General features: G+C 35.6%; 19 protein-coding genes and 1 pseudogene. 16 read left to right on the top strand and 4 right to left on the bottom strand.

Annotated elements, in window-relative coordinates; translation table 11 throughout:
* Positions 1–17: 17 nt before the first annotated feature.
* From DES36_RS13465 to DES36_RS13430, 8 genes are all read left to right on the top strand, one after another.
* Positions 18–1,529, top strand: a complete 1,512-nt coding sequence (locus DES36_RS13465; RefSeq protein WP_113921735.1) for a lipopolysaccharide biosynthesis protein — start codon at positions 18–20, stop codon at positions 1,527–1,529.
* Positions 1,530–1,760: 231 nt separating this feature from the next.
* Positions 1,761–2,555 (top strand): glycosyltransferase family 2 protein, encoded by a 795-nt coding sequence (locus tag DES36_RS13460; RefSeq protein ID WP_170128325.1) that lies wholly within the window; start codon positions 1,761–1,763, stop codon positions 2,553–2,555.
* A 296-nt stretch (positions 2,556–2,851) separates the two neighbouring features.
* Positions 2,852–3,853, top strand: coding sequence for a glycosyltransferase (locus tag DES36_RS13455; protein ID WP_170128324.1), 1,002 nt, complete (start codon positions 2,852–2,854; stop codon positions 3,851–3,853).
* Between the two features lie 26 nt (positions 3,854–3,879).
* Positions 3,880–5,133 carry an O-antigen ligase family protein gene (locus tag DES36_RS13450; protein ID WP_113921732.1) on the top strand — a complete coding sequence of 418 codons (1,254 nt, stop codon included), beginning with the start codon at positions 3,880–3,882 and terminating at the stop codon, positions 5,131–5,133.
* Positions 5,130–6,188, top strand: a complete 1,059-nt coding sequence (locus DES36_RS13445) for a glycosyltransferase (RefSeq protein ID WP_170128323.1) — start codon at positions 5,130–5,132, stop codon at positions 6,186–6,188. Before DES36_RS13450 ends, DES36_RS13445 begins: the two co-directional genes overlap by 4 nt.
* 121 nt (positions 6,189–6,309) lie before the next feature.
* Positions 6,310–6,777: a PssD/Cps14F family polysaccharide biosynthesis glycosyltransferase gene (gene pssD, locus DES36_RS13440; RefSeq protein ID WP_113921730.1), complete on the top strand. Its 468-nt coding sequence runs from the start codon at positions 6,310–6,312 to the stop codon at positions 6,775–6,777.
* A complete protein-coding gene (gene pssE, locus DES36_RS13435) occupies positions 6,774–7,277 on the top strand; it encodes a PssE/Cps14G family polysaccharide biosynthesis glycosyltransferase (RefSeq protein WP_170128322.1) in 504 nt (167 codons plus the stop codon). Before pssD ends, pssE begins: the two co-directional genes overlap by 4 nt.
* Positions 7,278–7,280: 3 nt before the next feature.
* Positions 7,281–8,384 (top strand): MraY family glycosyltransferase, encoded by a 1,104-nt coding sequence (locus DES36_RS13430; RefSeq protein ID WP_187387087.1) that lies wholly within the window; start codon positions 7,281–7,283, stop codon positions 8,382–8,384.
* A 387-nt stretch (positions 8,385–8,771) separates the two neighbouring features.
* Here DES36_RS13430 and DES36_RS13425 read toward each other — a convergent pair whose 3' ends face one another.
* Positions 8,772–9,233 carry an acyl-CoA thioesterase gene (locus DES36_RS13425; RefSeq protein WP_113921728.1) on the bottom strand — a complete coding sequence of 154 codons (462 nt, stop codon included), beginning with the start codon at positions 9,231–9,233 and terminating at the stop codon, positions 8,772–8,774.
* A gap of 323 nt (positions 9,234–9,556) precedes the next feature.
* Here DES36_RS13425 and DES36_RS13420 point away from each other — a divergent pair, with 323 nt between their 5' ends.
* On the top strand, positions 9,557–10,144 hold the full coding sequence (locus DES36_RS13420; RefSeq protein WP_170128321.1) for a TetR/AcrR family transcriptional regulator: 588 nt from the start codon (positions 9,557–9,559) through the stop codon (positions 10,142–10,144).
* Positions 10,145–10,321: 177 nt separating this feature from the next.
* Complete coding sequence (locus DES36_RS13415) at positions 10,322–12,100, top strand: flavocytochrome c (protein WP_113921726.1); 1,779 nt, start codon at positions 10,322–10,324, stop codon at positions 12,098–12,100.
* Positions 12,101–12,220: 120 nt separating this feature from the next.
* Here the strand turns inward: DES36_RS13415 and DES36_RS13410 are convergent, their stop codons facing one another.
* On the bottom strand, positions 12,221–13,564 hold the full coding sequence (locus DES36_RS13410; RefSeq protein WP_113921725.1) for a methyl-accepting chemotaxis protein: 1,344 nt from the start codon (positions 13,562–13,564) through the stop codon (positions 12,221–12,223).
* A 341-nt stretch (positions 13,565–13,905) separates the two neighbouring features.
* A complete protein-coding gene (locus DES36_RS13405; RefSeq protein WP_113921724.1) occupies positions 13,906–15,027 on the bottom strand; it encodes a hypothetical protein in 1,122 nt (373 codons plus the stop codon).
* Between the two features lie 424 nt (positions 15,028–15,451).
* Between DES36_RS13405 and DES36_RS13400 the strand changes: the two genes are divergently transcribed.
* From DES36_RS13400 to DES36_RS13385, 4 genes and pseudogenes are all read left to right on the top strand, one after another.
* Entirely contained in the window at positions 15,452–16,237 is a 786-nt protein-coding gene (locus DES36_RS13400; protein ID WP_113921723.1) for a TIGR00266 family protein, read from the top strand.
* 817 nt (positions 16,238–17,054) lie between these two features.
* A pseudogene (locus DES36_RS15205) lies at positions 17,055–17,156 on the top strand (YkvA family protein); the annotation flags it as partial.
* A 331-nt stretch (positions 17,157–17,487) separates the two neighbouring features.
* Positions 17,488–18,360, top strand: coding sequence for a ComEC/Rec2 family competence protein (locus tag DES36_RS13390; RefSeq protein ID WP_113921721.1), 873 nt, complete (start codon positions 17,488–17,490; stop codon positions 18,358–18,360).
* Positions 18,361–19,088: 728 nt separating this feature from the next.
* Positions 19,089–19,301 carry a DUF3006 domain-containing protein gene (locus tag DES36_RS13385; protein ID WP_113921720.1) on the top strand — a complete coding sequence of 71 codons (213 nt, stop codon included), beginning with the start codon at positions 19,089–19,091 and terminating at the stop codon, positions 19,299–19,301.
* 139 nt (positions 19,302–19,440) lie between these two features.
* Here DES36_RS13385 and DES36_RS14955 read toward each other — a convergent pair whose 3' ends face one another.
* Complete coding sequence (locus tag DES36_RS14955) at positions 19,441–19,581, bottom strand: hypothetical protein (RefSeq protein ID WP_170128320.1); 141 nt, start codon at positions 19,579–19,581, stop codon at positions 19,441–19,443.
* A gap of 335 nt (positions 19,582–19,916) precedes the next feature.
* On the opposite strand from DES36_RS14955, the gene DES36_RS13380 reads away from it, so the two are divergent.
* Both DES36_RS13380 and DES36_RS13375 read left to right on the top strand, forming a co-directional pair.
* The gene (locus DES36_RS13380; protein ID WP_113921719.1) at positions 19,917–20,411 is read left to right on the top strand and encodes an HD domain-containing protein; all 495 of its coding nucleotides are present in this window, start codon (positions 19,917–19,919) and stop codon (positions 20,409–20,411) included.
* Between the two features lie 184 nt (positions 20,412–20,595).
* Positions 20,596–21,450 carry a putative ABC transporter permease gene (locus tag DES36_RS13375; RefSeq protein ID WP_113921718.1) on the top strand — a complete coding sequence of 285 codons (855 nt, stop codon included), beginning with the start codon at positions 20,596–20,598 and terminating at the stop codon, positions 21,448–21,450.
* Positions 21,451–21,626: the final 176 nt, after the last annotated feature.

Raw genomic sequence — 21,626 nt, 5'->3', positions numbered from 1 at the left:
TAATAAGTGGTGAATGAATGAGAACACAGAAAACTATACGCAATATGTTATCGGATATTATTCCGTTTTTTATAATGGGGATTTTGGGGTTTGTGAAGATTCCTATTTTTATTGATTATTTAGGGCAGGGGTATTATGGGTTTACTCAGATATTTAATCAAATTTTTAATTATTTGAATTTAGCAGAGGCAGGGTTCGGGACGTCTATTGTTTTTGCCCTTTACTCTCCTATTGCGGATAGAAATCGAGATAAAATCAATAAATTGCTGTCTGGGGCAAAGATTATCTTTAGAAGAATTGGGATCATCATTTTAACAGCAGGGCTTATTTTATCCTTTTTTGTTGATTATCTAATAAAAAAGAATCCTATGAGTCCCCTTTATACTCAGATAGCATTTGTCCTATTTTTGCTCACGGGAATAGGCAATTATTTCGCCTATGCGCCTAGGTTTTTGCTGCAGGCAGACCAAAATAAGTACATGACTAATCTTGTAACCAATATCATGAGAATTGTTCAAATTCTCGTAGAGATTGTACTGCTTATTTTAGGTATTGATTTAATTGGTATTTTTATATGGTATTTTATTAATATGATCCTTACTAATATTATTATCAACTATTTTGCTTACAAGAGCTATCCTTGGATGGATCTAAAACAGGAACCAGATATGTCCACCGTTGATAATACGAAACACGTATTTATGCAAAAGATAGCTACGATTATTGCTTCAAATACAGATAATATTGTATTGTCTGCTTTTGTTGGCGTTGATGTAGTAGCCATTTACGCTAGTTACAATTATATAGCACAGTTTATTATCAGCATTACAAATAAAATCATCAACTCTACCCAGGAGAGTTTTGGTAACTTTTTTGCTTCTAAAGAGAAAAAAGAAGGCCTTAGTACCTTTTGGGAGATGAATTCTTTTTTATTTTATATGGCCTCTATTGTTTTTACGGTGACTTATCTTTCTATAAATAATTTAATTCGGTTATGGGTCGGTAGTAAAATGCTCGTCAGCCAATTTACGGTGCTTTTGTTTTGCATGGTTTTCTTTTATCGAATTGTTCGAGGTACAGGTTCTGTAATCATTAATGGGATTGGAGCCTTTAAAGAGACAAAGTGGCAATCCTTATTTGAAGCCATTATCAATTTGAGTTTATCCTTGCTTTTAGTAGGTAAATTTAGCATTGATGGAGTGTTATTCGCCACAATTGCTTCTTACACTTTAACTGGATTTTGGTTTATTCCAAACTATATATTTAAAAATGTATTTTACAGGAGTTCTAAGAGCTATTTTATAAATTACGGAATGAATGTATTGATTATGGTCATCGTCTTGTATCTAGGAAATGTATTTTGCTCTTATGTAGGTTTTTATGAAGATACGACTAGTATAATGAGATGGTTTATAGAAACTACAATTTTTACTTTGCTGGTTTCTATAGTGTATTTTGTTATTTATTACTGTTGTTATAGGCATTTTCGATTATTGGTAAAACGCTTGCTAACAATCGTTAAACGATAATGAATGATAGTTGTACAGTTGTTGAACGCTAGTTAAACGATAGTTGGACAATTGCTCCACAATTGTTCAACTACCGTTCTTTAATACGAAAGTCCTACTTTTGGCTGCCCAGTCATCCTGAGCGTAAGCGAAGGATCTTGACCCAAAAGGAATACTCCAATGCTAGTGACTAAAGACGAATTGCTAGCGACTAATGCGCTGAAGGCGCTATTCTTAAAAAGAGGAGATAGTATGAAATTATCTTTATTATTACCCACATTAGGAGAGAGAAGAGATGAACTTAGAAGGCTTCTTGATTCCTTGAATATACAAGAATATAAAGAGTTTCAAGTGGTAATTGTATCTCAAGACAATCATGATATCATAAGAGAAATCATAAGCTATTATAATCAGCTAGAAATCATTCATGTACCTATCGACCAAAAGGGATTATCTCATTCCAGAAATATTGGTTTGAAACACTGCAATGGGTCTATTGTGCTTCTTTCTGATGATGATTGTTGGTATCATAAGGATTCACTAAAGAGTATTGCAGATGAATTTATTGAAGACTCTAATCTAGATGTGCTGTTGACGCAGATTTATGATAAGGAAAATGGGAAACTCTATAAATCAAATTATGGACATGAGAGTAAGATGATTACGAAAGATAAAGAGTTTCTCTCTAAGTCGTCTATTGAAATCGCCTTTCATAAGGACTCGTGCCCTATTGGCTTTGATGAAGATTTTGGCTTAGGTGGGATATATAATAGCGGAGAAGAAGTAGACTTTTTAATCAATAATTTTTCAAAGGAAAAAAACTTTAAATATCTACCAAAGGTTACGGTCTACCATCCAAGGAAGGCAGTTGTAGTAGATGAAAAGAGGGTTATAAATAGAGGTGCACTATATGCCAAAAATTTTGCTTTGGGGAGAGCTATAATGGATTTGGTGAAAGATCTTGTGGTTCGAAAGCAGAATTATTTTAGATTGTTTTTTAAAGGATATAAAAAATATAAAGCAGGTGGTCAGGTGGTAAGGTGGTAAGCAAATACGCGACTGATGTCGCAGTGAACAATGAACATGGAACAATGAATAATTCGCAGTATTAAAGGTTAAGTAAGTAGTAGCATATTTGTACTGTTCCGTGTACGATGTTCATTTTTCATGTAAGATCCTTCGCTTCGCTCAGGATGACAGGTTTAGGCGGGGTAGTATAAGATCCTTCGCTTCGCTCAGGATGACAGGGTTAGGCGAGGTGGGGTGAGATCTTTTGCTTCAGGATGACTGGGTGGATGGTTTAATATAGTAAATATAATTTGTAAGTTAGGAGGAAGATGGTTTTGAGCAAAATTAGTATCGTCATTCCTGTTTATAATGTAGAAAAGTATATAGAGAAGTGTGTTTTTTCGATTTTAGAGCAAAGTTTTTCAGATTTTGAGCTTATTTTGGTGGATGATGGGTCTACGGATGGAAGTTTAGGGCTTTTAGAGGGGTTTCAAGAGTCTAGTCCAGACAAGGTTAGGGTTATTACTCAGCAGAATAAGGGGGCTTCGGCGGCTAGAAATGCAGGAATTGTAGAGAGCAAAAGCGATTATATTATGTTTGTAGATAGCGACGACTTCTTGGAAAAAGATATGTTAGAGCTTATGTATGAAAGTGCTATTAAAAATGATTCAGACCTTGTGCTATGTAATGCTAAAGTTGTTACGGACGAGGAATGTAAGTTTATTCGAGAATGGTCTTCTGGTGAATTGACTCAAAAGGTTCAATCAATATTTGAAAACAAGGATTTGATCAATACGGTTCTCCCAGCTCCTTGGGGTAAATTGTATAAGAAGGAGCTTTTTACTCAAAATGAGATTTCTTTTCCCTTAGGCCTTCGCAATCAGGATTTAGGGACTACTCCTCGTATCCTCAGCCATTGCAACAGAATATCAAAGGTAAATAAGCCTTTGTACAATTATCGATATCGTACGGGTTCAGCTATGAGAACATACGACTACAAGATTATGGATGCAGCTAAGAATCTGGAAATTGTGAAAAGATATTTTGAAAAACGGGATTTAGCAGAAGAATTTTCTGAACAGTTGGAGTATTTGTTTATAGAGCATCTGCTCTTTCGAGCTATTTATCGAGTAAAATTTGTAGAGGAGGATTCTCTAAGAAATGAGCTGACTAAAAATATTTGCCTCGTTCTCAATGAAGAGTTCCCTAACTGGTACAAAAACAAAAATATATCCAATCTGCCATTTAAGAAAAAAGTATATTTAAACTTAGTTCGATTAGGGCATATTGGAAAAGTAATGAATCTATTTCAGTTAAAGAAGAAAATTGTAGGCTGATAATAAGATTTGCTGAGAGGATTTTTATGAAGAATAAATTACAATATTTTGATTATTATAAACTATTGCTATTGTATATCGTAATTCAACCGATTATCGATATCTTTACAGCTTTTTTTCTCCTACAATTGAATATTAGCATCACACCAGGGTTAATAATTAGAAATGGAGCTCTACTTGCAGCCTTATTGTATGTGTTTATTATAGAAAAAAAACATAGGGTTTACTTCGTTTTAATAGCCTTTTTCTATGGAGTACACTTGTTGTTTAATACCTATTATAAAGAGGTATTAGATTACTATGACGAAATCAGCTATTTTTCTAAATATGTGTTTTTTATTGCATTTCTTATAGCATGTAAGCATATTATGAGTTCGATAAAGCACTCACTAGGGAATCAAAAGCTATACAAGGCTCTCTGGATTTCTTTGAATATTATTAGCATCTGTATCATTTTTGCAGCCCTTACCGGGACGGGAATTCAATCTTATGGAAGTGAAAAAATTGGGCAGACGGGATGGTTTTTCTCTGGTACAAAAATAAGCGCTGCTATGGCTATATTATTTCCTGTTGCCCTTCTCTATACAGTGCAAAACCCGAAGTATCTCTTAGGAAAGCTTATCTTAATTGTATCCAATATAGCAGCTATGTTTATAACAGGAACAAAGACTAGTTATATGGGGATAATCCTAGGTCTGTTAGCAGGGGTTGTAATCCTAGCATTAAGATCTATTGTATTAAAAGAAGCTCAGTGGAAGAAAATATTGATGATATTTACTGCATTATTAGTAGGGGCTGTCCTTTATACTCCATATTCTCCTGTATACAATAATATTCGCATTCACCAGTCTTGGAATAGTGAATCGAAGCCAGACATTATCTTTAATGGTAGGGAGATTAAGGCAGATGACGCCAATGAAGATTTTAAAAAAGGAGCTGTAGTGAGAAAGTTTATAGGAGTAGGATACGGAGGCGACTATGAAGATAAGAACAAAGTAATCCCAATAGAAAGGGATTTCCATGAGTTGTTTTACTATTATGGCGTCGTAGGCTTGATTTTGCTTTTGTATTATCCAGGTATCATGATAATAAAATCTGTGGTAAAATATCTCATGAACTTTAAATCCATTCCAATAGAAGAGACTATGCTTATGACTTCGCTTGTTGCAGGATTAGGATGTGGGTTTATTGCAGGGCATGTGTTGTTTGCGCCATCTGTAAGTGTATTTCTAACCTGCACGATGATTACTTTGTGGAAAAAGCAGGAGAGAGTAGAATGAAAGTACTAATATTTTCTAATATGTACCCCACAAAAGATAAGCCTCAATTTGGCATATTTGTATACAATCAAGTAATGGAATTAGAAGAAATGGGATATGAGTGTAAGGTCATTAGCTTACAATCAAAGGGCAATAAATATTTGCGTTACCTTAAATTTTTTGTAAAGGGATTATTTTACTCCTTGATAAAGGGAGGATCCTACCAAATTGTTCACGCCCATTATGCTTTTCCACCAGGCATTTTTGCCATGATTCATAAGAGAAGATATGGTTCTAAAATGATCATAACAGCTCATGGCAGTGATATTAATAAAATGCCGAATAAGAGCCATTTTGTTAAAAAATGGATACAAAAAATTATAAGAGAAAGCCATAAGGTCATCTGTGTTAGCGAAGAATTAAAGTACAAAATATTAGATTGGAAGATTCAAGAAGAAAAGATTCAGGTCATCAATATGGGTGTTAATTGCTCTATATTTTGCAAAATAGACAAAGAGAAGGCAAGGCGTGGACTCGGTTTGCCTATAGATAAATTTATAGTATTATTTGTGGGGAATTTTTACAAGGCAAAGGGAGTTTTAGATTTACTCAAAGCCTTTAAAAAAGCTCCTATACCAGACAAGATGCTCCTCCTAGTAGGAGATCTAAATGTTGAGACACAGACTACAGAAGAGATCTATAGCGAATTTGAAGAAGATATAAAGGTGATCCCGCCCCAATCTCAGCAGGATATAGCAGTATACATGAATGCATGCGATGCGTTTGTATTGCCATCTTATACAGAAGGCTTTAATCTAGTGACATTAGAAGCTATGGCAACAGAGACTTTGGTAGTGACAAGTGATATTGAGGCATTTGAGTACCTAGAGGAAAACACTGTTATAAAATCTAGGACAGGAGATATTGAGGATTTAGCCAGATGTCTTGAAAGAGCTTATGGATTAACGGATGAAGAAAGAGAAGCCTATATAGCAAATGGACGGAAAGTAGCCCAAGAGAATAGCGCCCAGGAGAAAGCCAGAGAAGTGGGAAGGATGTATGCTTCGTGTAATTAAGGTAGTAAGGTGGTAAGGTGGTAAGGTGGTAAGCAAAACCATTGCTCGCCTAGAGGCGAGGTAGTTAAGAATCTTTAGGAATTAATAAGATAAACCTGTATAAAAATGAAAGGATAATCTCATGAAGAAAAAAGTAATGTTTATTTCCTCTGTCGGTGGACATTTGACGCAGCTTTTACAGCTTAAGGAATTATTTGATGAGTATGATTATAAAATTGTAACGGAAAAGACAAAAATCACGGAGAAGATGAGAGATGAGCATGATATGTCTTATTTGTTGTACGGTGCGAGAAATTATCCTGTAAGATACATTTTTAAGTTTATTGCCAACTTTTTTAAGTCTGTATTTTTGTTTTTACAATATCGCCCGGATTGTATTATTACAACAGGGGCTCATACGGCAGTACCTATGTGTTATATTGCAAAGCTCTTTGGCAAAAAGATTATATTTATTGAAAGTTTTGCCAAGACAAGTTCTCCTAATTTATCTGGTAAACTAGTCTACCCTATTGCAGATTTATTTATTGTTCAATGGGAATCTATGCTAAAATATTACCCAAAGGCAGTATATGGGGGGTCAATATATTGATACTCGTACAATTAGGAACTCATGAATTAGAATTTCCAAGAATGCTTCAATTGATTGAAAAATGTATTGATGAGGGCGTTATTGATGAAAAGATTATGGTACAGAGGGGAAATACAAAATACCAATCAGATAAAATGGAATTTGTAGAGTATTTAAGCTACGAAGAAATGGAAGTTTTGACCAAGGAAGCACGTTATATCCTCACCCACGGAGGGACGGGATCGATTATTACTTCTATTAGGCATGGTAAAAAAGTAGTAGCCTTTCCTAGGCTAAAAAAATATAATGAGCATAATGATGACCATCAAGAAGAAATTTTAGACGTGATGGAATCCCAAGGCTATATTAAAGTATGTCATGATGGAGATGATTTGGCTCAAATCATAAAGGATTTAGACAAATTTGAACCAAAGGTCTTTAGCTCAGATAATCACAAAATGGTTGGCATTTTGCGAAACTTTATCGATGGTATCGATACGAGATACACTAAAAAGAGGTAACCCATGGAAGATATATTGATATATTTATTTTGTTGTAGTATTGCTATGTCGATTACTCCGTTTATTTCAAAGCTGGCAATAAAAATTGGTGCAGTAGATAAACCAAATAAAAGAAAAGTTCATAACAGAGTAATGCCCACATTAGGAGGCTTGTCTATTTTTATTGCTTTCTTATTAGGTCATGTTTTTTTTGGATACCCTCATTTTCAATTTAAAGCCATTCTCATTGGAAGCATTATCATTATCAGCTCTGGTGTAATAGATGATAAATTTGACTTAAGCCCAAAGTTTAAGGTTTTATTCCAATTGGCAGCAGCTAGTATCGTTATCTTTTACGGAGGGATTTATTTAAAATCTATCACTTTGCCCTTCTTTGGTACAATTAAATTAACTTATCTAGGTTATTTTCTCACTTATTTATGGATTATCGGGGTTACAAATGCTATTAATCTTATAGATGGATTAGATGGATTAGCCTCTGGAGTAGCTACTATCACCTTTATGACCATGTACATACTTGCAACATTAGAAGGAGATTACTTTGTCATGACCTATGCCCTGATTTTAGCCGGTTCAAGTACGGGTTTTTTGGTATATAATTTTCATCCTGCTAAGATTTTTATGGGAGATACAGGAGCATTGTTTTTAGGCTATATTATATCTGTTTTGTCCCTGATGGGCTTTAAAAATGCCACGTTTATTTCTTTTATCGTACCGATACTCATATTAGGTGTACCTGTATTTGATACTTTTTTTGCCATCATTAGAAGAAAATTGAGAGGTCAGTCTTTTGCTCAAGCAGATAAAGAGCACTTACATCACTTGCTTATGACTACAAATAGATCTCAAACGAAAACAGTTCTTATGATTTATGGGATTAGTATTATTTTTTCAGGAGTATCTATTATTTATTCAGTAGTATCAACCAAACTGGGATTGACCATACTGGTGATTTTATTTGTTCTTATTCAATATTATGCAGGTAAAATAGGGTTACTAGGTAAGCACTTCTTGCCGTTTTCTTTAGCCGTAAAGGATCATGCAGGGGCGGCTACGACTGTGGAGGGCGATTCAGGCAAACTCGGGCCAGGAGATAAGGAAGAGTGAATTTGGTTGAACGGTTGGGCGGGGAAAAACTAAAAAGCTGAAAGCGGAATGCGGAAAGTTGAAAACTCGTCTAGAGGCGAGGTAATGTAAGATCCTTCGTCGCAAGCTCCTCAAGGATGACGCTACGCGCTTTGCGTGATTTATTGTTTGGAGGTGGTTTTGATTTTTCAGTGTGACGAGGTGGGATCCTTCGCTATGCTCTGGATGACGCTGTGCGCTTTGCGTGATTTATTGTTTGAAGTTGCTTTTTATTATTAAGCGGAGCGTAGCTCCGTCATCCTGAGCGCTAGCGAAGGATCTCTACAAACTAGCTATTGATACTATTACTTTTTACCGTCTGTTAATTAGCTTAGAAGTTCCGCTTTCAGCATTCTGCTTTCCGCTAACTCATTTCTTTGATTTTATCTCCTCATACTTCTTTTTCCCTAGAAGATACAGAGCCTCTTCGTCAGGAGTAATCGGGGTTAATTGGGGGACTTTGGCTGGCTTTCCGTCTTCGTCTAAGTGGACCATAGTGAAAAATGCAGTTAGTGCAATTTTAGATTTATTTTGTCCTTTTATATCGTTAACGAGAACGGATACGAAAATTTGCATTGAAGTAGTCCCTACATAGGCTAGTTCCCCGATGCAGGTCACAATGTCTCCCACATGAACTGGAATATGAAAAATCGTCTCATCTACTCTAGCTGTGACTACATTTCCTTTAGCGTGTTTAACAGCTACGATGCCTGCTACATTATCCATAATCTTCATCATTTCTCCGCCGTGAATATTGCCACTCGGGTTACAGTGTTTCGGTTCCATGATCATTGATGTCTCAACTCGTGTAAAAGATATCTCTTTCTTCATGAAAGTTCCTCCATTTTCTTTATCGTATATTCGGATAGATGTATTATAACAAATTTACTCATTTAATAAAGATTATTTTCTAGAATAATGAAAATCTAGCATTTAAGATAACTTAATAGATCGTAGAAAAAGATTCTAGCATAGATTCCCCTACAATCTTTTTTATATGTGGTGAACATAATGTGGTTTTTTATTCTTTTATGAAAAACTTTAAATAATATCAAAAAATAATTTTATTATTAAATAGATAATAAAAGTGAAATTTAACACAATATATGGTAGTATACAATTTAGAATGGCTTAAGGATACAGGGGGTATAGTGGTGACAAAACCGATAACCAAAAGGCAGAAGCAGGCGATAGATACAAAAAATAAAATATACAATGTCAGTATAGCGCTATTTGAAAAATATGGTTATGATAATGTACATATAAAAGATATTGTTAAAGAAGCAAACATTTCTGTTGGTACTTTCTATCATTATTATAAATCGAAGGAAGATGTATTTTACGAAATCTATGTAAGAGCAGATTATTATTTTGATACTACAGTAAGGGAAGGATTAAAGGAGGAGTACTCCATAGATCGGGTTGTAGAATTTTTTGACTATTACGCTGCTAAAAATATGGAGACTGATATTGATACTCTTAGGCAAATGCTCAGCATTAATAATAAAAATTATATTAAGAAGGGCAGAGCGATGCAGAATGTGTTGATAGAAATTATCAACGAAGGTCAAAAAAGAGGAGAAATAATTGATATAGAAACTCCCGAGGAACTTTGTGAAAAGTTATTTATTATTGCACGTGGAATTGTCTTTGATTGGGGTTTACACGATGGAGATTACAATTTGAGAGATAAGATGAAACATTTCATTGGAGAGTTCATTAAAATGTTTTTAAAAAAATAACAGCAGGTAAGCTAAAATTTTATATGATTTTAAAGTCGCAGGAAGAGAATCTGCGACTTTTTTATATAGTAAAGAGGGAATACTTTCCATAAAAAACTATAATTAATTCGTTGAACTGGTTCTATTTATATGCTACAATGTCCTTGTTAGATAAATAATTATCAGGGGGAATAAAAAATGAAAAAGAAACACGCAAAATTAATTTCTATTTTCATGTGTTTTGTTTTAGTGCTTTTCGCGTTTGGTTGCCAATCAAACACAGAATCAGCATTTAAAGCAGGAAAATACACTGGAATTGGAAAAGGTATTCATGGCGATATCAAGGTAGAGGTAGAAGTAGACGATACAAAGATACTCTCTGTCAAAGTTTTAGAACATAGCGAGACACCAGGAGTATCGGATTCTGCTATTGCAAAGGTTCCACAAGAGATTGTCGATGGACAAACTGTAGCAGTAGATATCGTTTCAGGTGCAACTTATACTTCTAATGGAATCATTGAAGGTACAAAAGCTGCATTGACTGAAGCTGGTGGAGATATGGAAAAATTAAGCCAGAAAAAAGAAGATACTACTGAAAGAAAAACAGAAGAATTAACTACGGATGTTGTCGTTATCGGCGCTGGTGGTGCTGGTTTAGCAGCAGCTACTTCGGCAAATCAAAATGGTGCAAAAGTTATCGTACTTGAAAAGATGGGCAAGGCCGGCGGTAATACTGCTATTTCAGGTGCAGCCTTTAATGCAGTAGACACTGAATTACAAAAAGAATTTGGCATTGAAGATTCTATTGATAAACATTTCCAACAAACTTACGAAGGCGGAGACAAACTAGCAGATCCTGAATTAGTTGAGATTCTTGTAAATAACGCATTGCCAGCTATAAAATGGTTAGAGAGTTTGGGAATGGAATTCGAACACAAAATCTTTACTGTTCTTGGTGGAATGTGGCCTAGAGCGCACGATCCTGAAAAAGTATTAGGTACAGGATTTATCGATACTCACATGGAATATGCAGAAAAATCAAATGGTGGCGTAGAAGTGAAAATTAATACAAATGCTACTGAATTGATTAAAGAAGGCGATAGAATAGTAGGTGTCAAAGCAGAAGGCGAAGACACAGATTATGTTATAAAAGCTACAAAAGGCGTTGTAATAGCAACAGGCGGATTTAGCCAAAATAAAGAAATGAGAGATAAATATAACAAACAATGGGAAGATATCTCTAATCTAATGTCAACAAACCATCCTGGGGCTACTGGTGATGGCATAATAATGGCAGAAAAAGCTGGTGCAAATCTAGTTGGTATGGAATGGATTCAATTATTGCCAATGGGTGACCCAGAAACAGGCTCATTAAGTGGTAATATTGAACAAGGCGTAGAAGATCGAATTTTTATCAACCTAGATGGAAATCGTTTCGTTGACGAAGGTGCAAGACGTGACGTTATGACAAAAGCTCTTTTAGAGCAAAAGGATCAAACCATGTGGACAATTTTAGATTCACATTCTTATCCTACTGGGGATGAAGAAAATCACTTTGGCGAAACAGCGAATGAATTAGTAAAAGCTGGCAGAGCTTTCAAAGCAGATACTTTGGAAGAATTAGCTGAAATGATTGGTGTAGATGCAGATAGTCTTGTCAAAGCAGTTGAAGGCTTTAACAAAGGCGTAGACGAAGGAAAAGATGAATTCGGCAGAACATTATTCAAAGACAAAATCGACAAAGGACCCTATTATGCAGGAAAACGAGTTCCAACTGTTCACCATACTATGGGTGGAATTCAAATCAATACAAAAGCACAAGCTATTAATGCTGAAGGCAATGTAATCCCAGGATTATATGCTGCAGGTGAAGTAACAGGTGGAATCCACGGTTCAAACAGACTTGGCGGTAATGCATTAGCTGATATCAATGTATTTGGTAAAATCGCAGGCGAAAGCGCAGCGAAAGGGCTGTAAGCTCACTTTGAAGTAGAAAAACCTCCTAGATATTCTAGGAGGTTTTTTTAGACTAATTTTCGTTTGTTTGGATTGAAGAATAATTTGCTTTTTACAGATATAATATATTTATAGAATTACTTATGCTGTGGCGTTCTTTTCTTTCTTATTTCTCGTTCTAAAGAATCGAATCGTATTATTTAATTCTTCATTTAAGCTGTTAATCTTCTCTGATTCAATTGTTAGGTTTTGCATATGATTTGACTGCTCTTCGATACTCGCTATTGATTCTTCTGTTCCAGCGGCATTTTCTTGGGCAATTGCAGAAAGATTTTCAATGATTTCAGAAATATTTTTTTGGATTTCATTCATCTTACCAATGCTTTCGCCCAGTGTATATACAGCAAGGGCATTTTCATCAATAGATACCAAAATTTCATTGAATTTATCGCTTGTAATTTTTACGCTTTCTACTTGTTCCGTCATAACTTTATTTGTGGATTCCATTTCTTTTAGTGCACTATTTGAATTGGTCTGTAATTCTTGAATAATCGAATCAATGTGCGTAGTTGACTCTGTAGAGCGTTCGGCTAAACTTCTAATCTCTTCTGCTACTACGGCGAAGCCTCTTCCGGATTCACCAGCACGAGCAGCTTCAATAGCCGCATTTAGTGCTAAAAGATTGGTTTGTTTTGCTATAGCAGAAATAATATCGCTGGCCTCTTTAATATCCATTGCACTTTTGTTGGTCTTTATGATTACCTCGTTAATCGATTTTATAGATTCATTTGTAATCTGAACTTTATCAGATAATTCCTCTACTTGTGTCATGCCATCGTTTGCAGTAAAGACAATTTTTTCAGACATTTTATTTACAGATTGCAGTAAGTTGTTATTTTCTTCAACAATTTTACCTAAGTCATAAGATTTCCTTAATCCATCCTCTGTAGCAATAGCTTGTTCAGAAGAACCCTTAGCAATTTCTTCACTGCTCTTTAGTATCTCGTCTGATGCTCTTGACGATTGGTTTACAGATTCACCTAAATTATGTAAGGCTGAACTAAGAAGCTCCAAAGCATCATATACTTTGTCAATTAGGTTTCTTGTTTCTTTAATAACGGTGTTATAAGAAACAATCAGTTCTCCAAATTCATCCTTTTTTAATCTCTTTTCATTTACTACAAAGGTATAATCTCCACGAGCCATTTTATCTGATAGCCATTTTAAGAAAAGAATCGTATTATGAACATTTTTCTTCATAAAGCGATTGATATAAACGATGTTTCCCAATGTAAAAATGATTGCCAATACAAGATAAGAAAGCACTAATGGCATCGTAGAAGAAAACTCTCCTGAACGATTTAAATAATACACAGTAATAAATCCTAGAACCAGAAATATGGATAGGCTGTATATTGATGTGTATATGAGTATTTTTTGTGTGATTGCATAATTCTCTAATTTTTCTTTCTGTTGATTTTTCACAATGAACCTCCCCTCATTTATTATACTTATCGGCAGAAGGGAGGAATTGTTAACTATTTTGGGGGAAAAAATCAGGTGGTAAGGTGATAAGGTGGTCAGGTGGTCAGGTGGTCAGCAAAACCTTAAAAGCGGAGTACTTGCCGAAAGGCGAGGTAATGACCCAAGTCAGCTGTCCCAGTCATCCTGAGGAGCCTGCGACGAAGGATCTCTAGGAAATAAGGAGCCATATTAAATATATGTAGAAACAGTAGATAAGTTTGTTTTCAAAGGCCACCTAGTGGGATTCTTCGCTACGCTCTGAATGACAAATATGCGTTTTGCGCGCATTCGTTCAACTACTATTAGACTAATTTTTTATCAGATAGACCTGCGCTATCAAGAGCTAGGCTTCTGCCGTGGACGGTTCCTGTGCCAGACACTATTGTTGATTTTCTTGACCAAACGTCTTTTGCATATTGATCTTTGGCGCAAATGGCCACTGCGGCTGCTGTGTAGTATAATTTGCGGGTATCTGGATCTGAGACGTTTTTTAATCGGCTTTGTAAATCTAATACTACAGCTCTTTGATTTCTCGATAGACTCGAGTTATTTGGATTGGTTAGTTTATTATTTTCTCCTGACAAAGCACCTACAATAAGATCATAGGCGGAAGATTTAATGGAGCCATTTTGCACGGCAATATCAAAGGCTAAGGAGTATCCACGAATCGTTTTCACTCCAATAGTAGGGTCATTGACGATTTTGTTGGCTTTATCAAAATAAGGTTTTGCATATTGGTCTTGAATAAGCTTAAAGGAATTGTTTTGAATTAAATTGCTAAAAGCTGATTTCCAAGGCTCTTTTATTTTGTTTTGTCTCGTATTTAATGATTTTGCCCAAGCGAGTTGCTGGGATGTGGTCATAGCAAGCATTTGCCGAATTTCGTCGCTCATACTCCTAGTAGTTGTTGTGCCATTATTATTTGTAATTTGAACCAATCCAGAAAAAATCTCTTCGAAATTTTTTTGTGTGTTTGGGTTGTTTGCCATTTCTCTAAGTAATGGTTGCAAAGTGTTGGATCCTATATTCCACTGTAAATACCCAAGAGACATACCTTGTCCATCAAAATTACCAGCTACACCGCCGCCCTCATATAAAGCGGTTATATTTCGGGCAATCTGCTGTACGCCATCTGATGTAGCTAAGGGGATGGAGTGTCCATAAGCCGCAACGGCATAATTATGGTTTGGCATTTTCGTAGATGTAACCATGTCAACACTACCTAATATTGTACGCAGTATGTGCTCGTTCTTAATGGGCAAATCAATAGATATTGAATTTAAAGAATCATCTGTGTTAGCTGCTAAGAGGTATGCATCAAGAACATTAGCAAAGCTTTCCTTAGGTGAGACAGTGGTGTTTTCTGTTTTTGTTTGATTATTTTGTATATTATTTACTTCCTTAGAAACGATTTTAAATTCCATTAATAGTATCCCTTCGTAATGAGTTTAGATAAAATGTAATGTAATATTATTATACTATATAAAATATTATACAGGAGTTTGAAGATTATTGTAAATATATTAAAGGAGAACTGAGCTAAGGTTATTTTTTCTGTTAATTATAATGGAAAAAAGTGTTTTTTTTATGTGATTATGATATTATTATAAATACTATTATAAATACTATTGAATGATATTTATTGGTTTGCTATATTTATTAATACGGTAGTTTAAATATAAAGCAGAAATTTCTATCGGTGAACAGGAATCAAAGTTTTGTGATTTTATTATAATAAAAAGGAAAATTTTAAAACTAGTGGTGTTTATTAGAATAATAAATGAGTATATATAGATTGTTTGATTGATAAATTGGTGCAGATATACCATTATGTAGAGGAGGATTAAAATGGCTGTTGATTATGAAATTTATGGAGATGATATGCAGTTTGTTCGGTTTTTACTTAGAAACAATGAAAGTTTAATTGCAGAAGCTGGAGCGCTATTGTTTATGGATGGGACGGTTAAGATGGATACCATTTTTGGTGATGGTTCTGCTCAAAGTTCTGGCAGTAGCCTTATGGGCAAACTTATGGGAGCTGGAAAAAGGGTTTTAACAGGGGAAAGCTTATTTATGACTTTATTTACTCAGACAGGTAATAGTGAAGGTGAAGTTGCCTTTGGTGCTCCTTATCCAGGCAAGATTATTCCCGTTGACTTGTCAAAATATAATGGCAAGATTATCTGCCAAAAAGATTCATTTCTTTGTGCGGAAAAGGGCACCGCTGTAGGCATTGCATTCCAAAAGAAAATCGGTGTAGGATTCTTTGGCGGAGAAGGGTTTATTATGCAGAAATTAGAAGGAAATGGACTTGCCTTCTGCCATGCAGGTGGAACCATTTACGAAAGAGAATTAGCTCCAGGGGAAACCCTTAAAGTGGATACAGGATGTCTAGTAGCCCTTACACAAGAGGTGAATTACGATATTGAATTTGTCGGAAATATTAAAACGGCCGTATTTGGAGGAGAAGGCTTATTCTTTGCCACTCTAAAGGGACCAGGAAAAGTATGGCTACAATCCCTACCATTTAGCAGGCTAGCTGATCGAATTATTACTTCATCGAAATATACGGGCGGAAGTTCCAAAGGTGAAGGTAGTGTGTTGGGGACATTGGGGAATTTGTTTGAGGATTAAAAGCAGGTGGTCAGGTGGTAAGCAAATATGCGACTAACGTCGCAGTGAACAATGAACATGGAACAATGAATAATTAACAGTATTAAAGGCTAAGTAGATAGTCGGATATTTGTACTGTTCCGTGTTCGATGTTCATTTTTCATTGTTCATTGAAGATTTTGTGTTTTGATTTAATACTAGCTGGTTATATAGTTCATGCGTTAATAGTTAGTGTGGTAAGATCCTTCGCTTCGCTCCAGGATGACAGAGTGCGCTTCGCGCACACATATATTCAGAAGGCGCAGTGACCCTAGCTACTGCCGTGTCATTCTGAGCGTAGGGAAGAATCTTACCAATTTTACTTAAAATCTTAAATTCTCAATTAGCCTTAATCAGGTTTCTTACGCATTTTCTGTATCTTGCCTATAGGCGAGGTGTTTTTTTGCCATCCAACTAATCAATAAATCCTTGACTTTTCCATAAATGAGAGTAAAATCATTTTAATTCCTAATTAATTTAAGAATAAAAGGGGTATATTAATATGTACTTTCCTTGTTCTCATAGGGGATATAATTTGCTGGTAAAGTGGGGAAATTGTATTATGAAAGAAAAAACCTTTAATAAAGAAAAGGCATTGCAATTATTTGAAAAGTTTAAGCTTAAAGCTAAGAAAATAATTGAAGATCCTCGAAAAGTAGAGACCATTCTTAGACAAGCTAGTGAAACAGAAAAGAAAGCAGAGGGACCTTTTGGGCGGATAATGGATGATTTTCGCATTTTAACTAGTCTAGTGCGTGACTGGGCTAAGGGAGATTATAAAGAAATCCCCACAGGGTCTATTATCGCTATCGTAGCTGGAATTTTATATTTTGTAAGCCCAATAGACTTAATTCCAGATTTTATTGTGGCTCTAGGATTTTTAGATGATGTCTTTATCATAAGCACAGTCATCAAACAAATCCAGACGGATTTAGATTGTTATAAAGAATGGAAAAGAGAAAGAATACAATAGAATACATCAGCTTGTAGGGACACAATAGTGTCTCTTTTTATGTAATAGGGAAGTCCTACTTTTAACATTGGCTTCTGCCTAGTCATGCTGAGCGTAAGCGAAGGATCTAGACCCAAAAGGAATACCCAAATGCTAGTGACTAAAGACTAAAGACTAAAGACTAAAGTGCCAAAGGCACTTTGTTGTTAGAAGAAATATATCATTGTTCTACGAACTTCTAGTATAATAGTAGGGAATCAAACTAGAAGGAGATGACAGCATGAATAAATTATTAAAAACATTGATACCCATTATTATTGCCTTCACGGCTTTTGCATTTAATCTCTTTGCAGATGATGGGATTAATACGGATGTAGCATTAGGACAAGTTAAAATTCATTTTTTAGATGTAGGACAAGCAGACTCTATTCTGATACAAGACGCATCAGGACAGACCATGTTAATAGATGCTGGGAACAATGGAGATTCAGATCTTGTGGTTTCTTACATAAGAGATTTGGGTATTGATCATATTGACGTACTAATAGGTACTCATCCTCACGAAGATCATATTGGTGGATTGGATGCGGTTATTGAGAACTTTGACATTGGTAAGATTTATATGCCAAAGATCAATCATTCGTCTAAAACCTATGAAGATGTATTAATAGCCATAAAAAATAAGGGATATAAGATCAATACCCCTCAAGCAGGAAGTACATTTGACCTTGGAAATGCGGAATATACGATTCTTTCACCCATAAGTAAAACTTACTCTGACACAAACAATTATTCTATAACTGTAAAGCTAGATTATGGAGAGCATTCTTTTCTTTTTATGGGAGATGCTGAGAAGATCGTAGAAAATGAAATAATAGAAATGGGGTATCCGATACAAGCAGATCTAATTAAATTAGGTCATCATGGTAGCATGTACTCATCAAGTGACGAATTTTTAGACAAAGTAAATCCTAAATACGCCATTATTTCAGTAGGAGAAGGAAATTCCTACGGTCACCCAGACCCAGAGATTATGACTAAGCTAGAAGAAAGAGGCATTAAATCGTACCGTACAGATGAGATGGGAACAATTGTAGTTGAGAGTGATGGAAGTGAGGTGCGCTTTGCGCATTTGCGAACAATTGAGAATTGAGAATTTATAATTTAGAATTAAGGGTAATTTAGCATAGCTCTGTGGGTCTTAAGATCCTTCGCTACGCTCCAGGATGACTAGGGCAGTTAGTTCAGGTCCGCTCCGCGCGTCTTAAGATCCTTCGCTACGCTCCAGGATGACTAGGGCAGTTAGTTCGGGCCCGCTCTGTGGGTCTTAAGATCCTTCGCTACGCTCCAGGATGACTAGGGCAGTTAGTTCGGGTCCGCTCTGTGGGTCTTAAGATCCTTCGCTACGCTCCAGGATGACTAGGGCAGTTAGTTCGGGTCCGCTCCGCGGGTCTTAAGATCCTTCGCTACGCTCCAGGATGACTAGGGCAGTTAGTTTGGGTCCGCTCCGCGGGTCTTAAGATCCTTCGCTACGCTCCAGGATGACTAGGGCAGTTAGTTTGGGTCCGCTCTACGGGTCTTAAGATCCTTCGCTACGCTCCAGGATGACTAGGGCAGTTAGTTCGGGTCCGCTCTGTGGGTCTTAAGATCCTTCGCTACGCTCCAGGATGACGAAGCTACGCTCCGGTTAAAAACAAAAACTAAATACAAACGATAAATTAGGCAAAACGCGCAGCATCACCTCGCATTTAGGCGAGCTTGGTTTTCCCATCCAATTAATAAACTTTCTAACACACCAACACCCAACTAAAAAGTTCCGCTTTCCGCATTCAGCTTTCAGCTAATTGCGCGAAGCGCAATTAAAAAGAATGGAGTAATGCTATGAAATATATAATCGATCGTTTTGAAGGGGATTATGCAGTAGTAGAAGATGAAAATAAATTGATGATGGATATTCAACTAGAAGATCTGCCGAAAGAAGTGCAAGAGGGGGATGTATTGGTAAAGATTGGAGATAGTTATAGTGTTGATTTAGGAGAGACTGAGAGGAGAAAAAAGAAGATACAAGAGCTAGTAGATGATTTGTGGGAGTGAAAGCGCCTTCAGCCGCCAGCGGTCAGCCATTAGGGTCTTAATTTATCGCATTTAAAACAAAATAGAACGACATATGTCGTTCTACGAGTAATATAGCAAAATTACTTTGAGGGGGAGGATTCGTTTTGCTATATTGGGATTATTTATCTTTTGTAATAGAACTAAACTCATCTTCTAGAACATAGTCATTCCAAAAGTCAAAGTTGGGATCAAATAAATTGTTTGTTTTTTCTTGTAAGAAGGATCTTATGGTATGTGCTATGTGTAATATTATAATCATACTATTTCCTCCTAATACTAATGGTCCATATAGCTCTAAAACTGTATATCTATAGTATGCCAAATGGCAAAATGGTCATCTAGCAGATTAATGTAAAGATACGTTTAATTCTTTATTAAATTCAACTTTATTGTTTCCTACTAAAGTCTGTTGTTCCCATTTGTTATGACTGGGAATTTAAAGTATTAATTTATACAAGGGACTACTATAAATGATTTACATAATGGATATAAAATATTCTCATTTGCTAAAATAATTTCATATTAATATAATGTCTAATAGTGTAAAATAATACCAGAGTATTTAATGAGTATATTTTATAAGAGGAGAAAACAATGATCGATTATTTTTTTAGTAAAATAATAGACTATAAAGATGTTGATGAATACAAAACCTGTGTTGTAGATCTTCTTGAGCATGAAGCGGTTTGTTCTATGAAAGATTATATTCAGCACAGTGATATTAGTTGTTTTGAACACAGTTTAACGGTGTCTTACTACAGTTACTGTATTTGTAAAAATTGGGGTTTGGATTATCGCTCTGCAGCCCGAGGGGGGCTCTTACACGACCTATTTTTGTACGATTGGCATACGACAAAGACAGAGGGACTACATGGTTTTACACACCCTTATACCGCTCTAAAAAACGCAGACAATTTGTTTGAGCTCAATGAGCGGGAAAAGGATATTATCGTAAAACATATGTGGCCTTTAACGATAAAGCTGCCTAAGTTTAGGGAATCTTTTGTCGTCACAATGGTAGACAAATGGTGTGCGGTGATGGAAATAAGTACGCGTAAAAAAATGTGCGTTGTATTGGATTTAATATAAAGCAGGTGGTTGGGTGGTCGGGTGGTCGGGTGGTCAGGTGGTCAGGTGGTCAGCAAAACGCCACCTCGCCTTCAGGCAAGATATGCTCTAAACTCCGTCAGGAGTCATCCTAGAGCGAAGCGAAGGATCTAAAGACCCAAGAGGAATGCAAAATGCACCTTATTATTTGCGGAAAGGATAGCATATGGATTGGACAGTTTTATTTTTAATTTGGTTCATTTATAGTCTTTTAGGCTGGATCGTTGAGACTTTGTACTGTTCTATAAGGCAAGGTTCTTTTGCTGAAAGAGGGTTTCTTAGTGGGCCTATTTGCCCTATTTACGGTGTAGGAGCTATATATGTGATTTTCTTAGTAGACCCTTATGTCAAAACCTTAGGAGGTCTTTTTCTATTATCTATGGTTACGACTTCGATTTTAGAGTATGTAACCAGCTACATAATGGAAAAATTATTTGCAATGAGATGGTGGGATTATTCTGAAAAGAAATTCAATATCAATGGCAGAGTTTGTTTGGAAAACTCTATTTACTTTGGTATTTTATCAATAATACTTGTAAATTGGATTCACCCCTACATATCATTCTCTGTTCATCAAATCTCTGATACAAATAAAAACTATATGAGTATTTTTTTATTTGCAATTATCCTACTAGATATTGCATACTCTTCAAACGCAGCTATAAAGCTAAATTCTCGGTTCAAACAAATATACATATTGAAAGAGGAAATAAGGGATGCGATTGGAAGAGATCATTTAGAAGAAAAGCTAGAGACCTTTTTAGCACATGGACAAAGGTTCATAGAGGAAAAGCATGAAGATTGGATGGGGTTTAAGGCAAGCATAAACACCAACATAAACGAATTTAAAGATCATGTTGATGTAGACCTTTCTACATTGCCATTGTATAAGAAGATTAAAGAATTACAAACAAGAGTTAAATTCTCAGAGCGAAGAATACTGCGAGCATTTCCTAAGCTAAAGTCTACTAAGTATGATGATGTACTTGAAGAGTTGAAAAGGAATATTAAGAAAAGGTGATAAGACCAGCTAAGTCTTGTCAATAATTTTTTTAAGAAATATTATTATCGGTTTTTTAGTATAGCAAACAAACCATTATCGAAACACGAACAATGGAAAAGTTAACTATAAAAAGTGATGTTTGAAATTATGCTGCGGTGAGATGATGATTTTTTAAGAACAATACTTGATGTTCT

The sequence above is a fragment of the Alkalibaculum bacchi genome, assembly GCF_003317055.1.
GTDB lineage: Bacteria > Bacillota > Clostridia > Eubacteriales > Alkalibacteraceae > Alkalibaculum > Alkalibaculum bacchi.
This window is presented reverse-complemented; position numbering and strand designations above follow the sequence as displayed.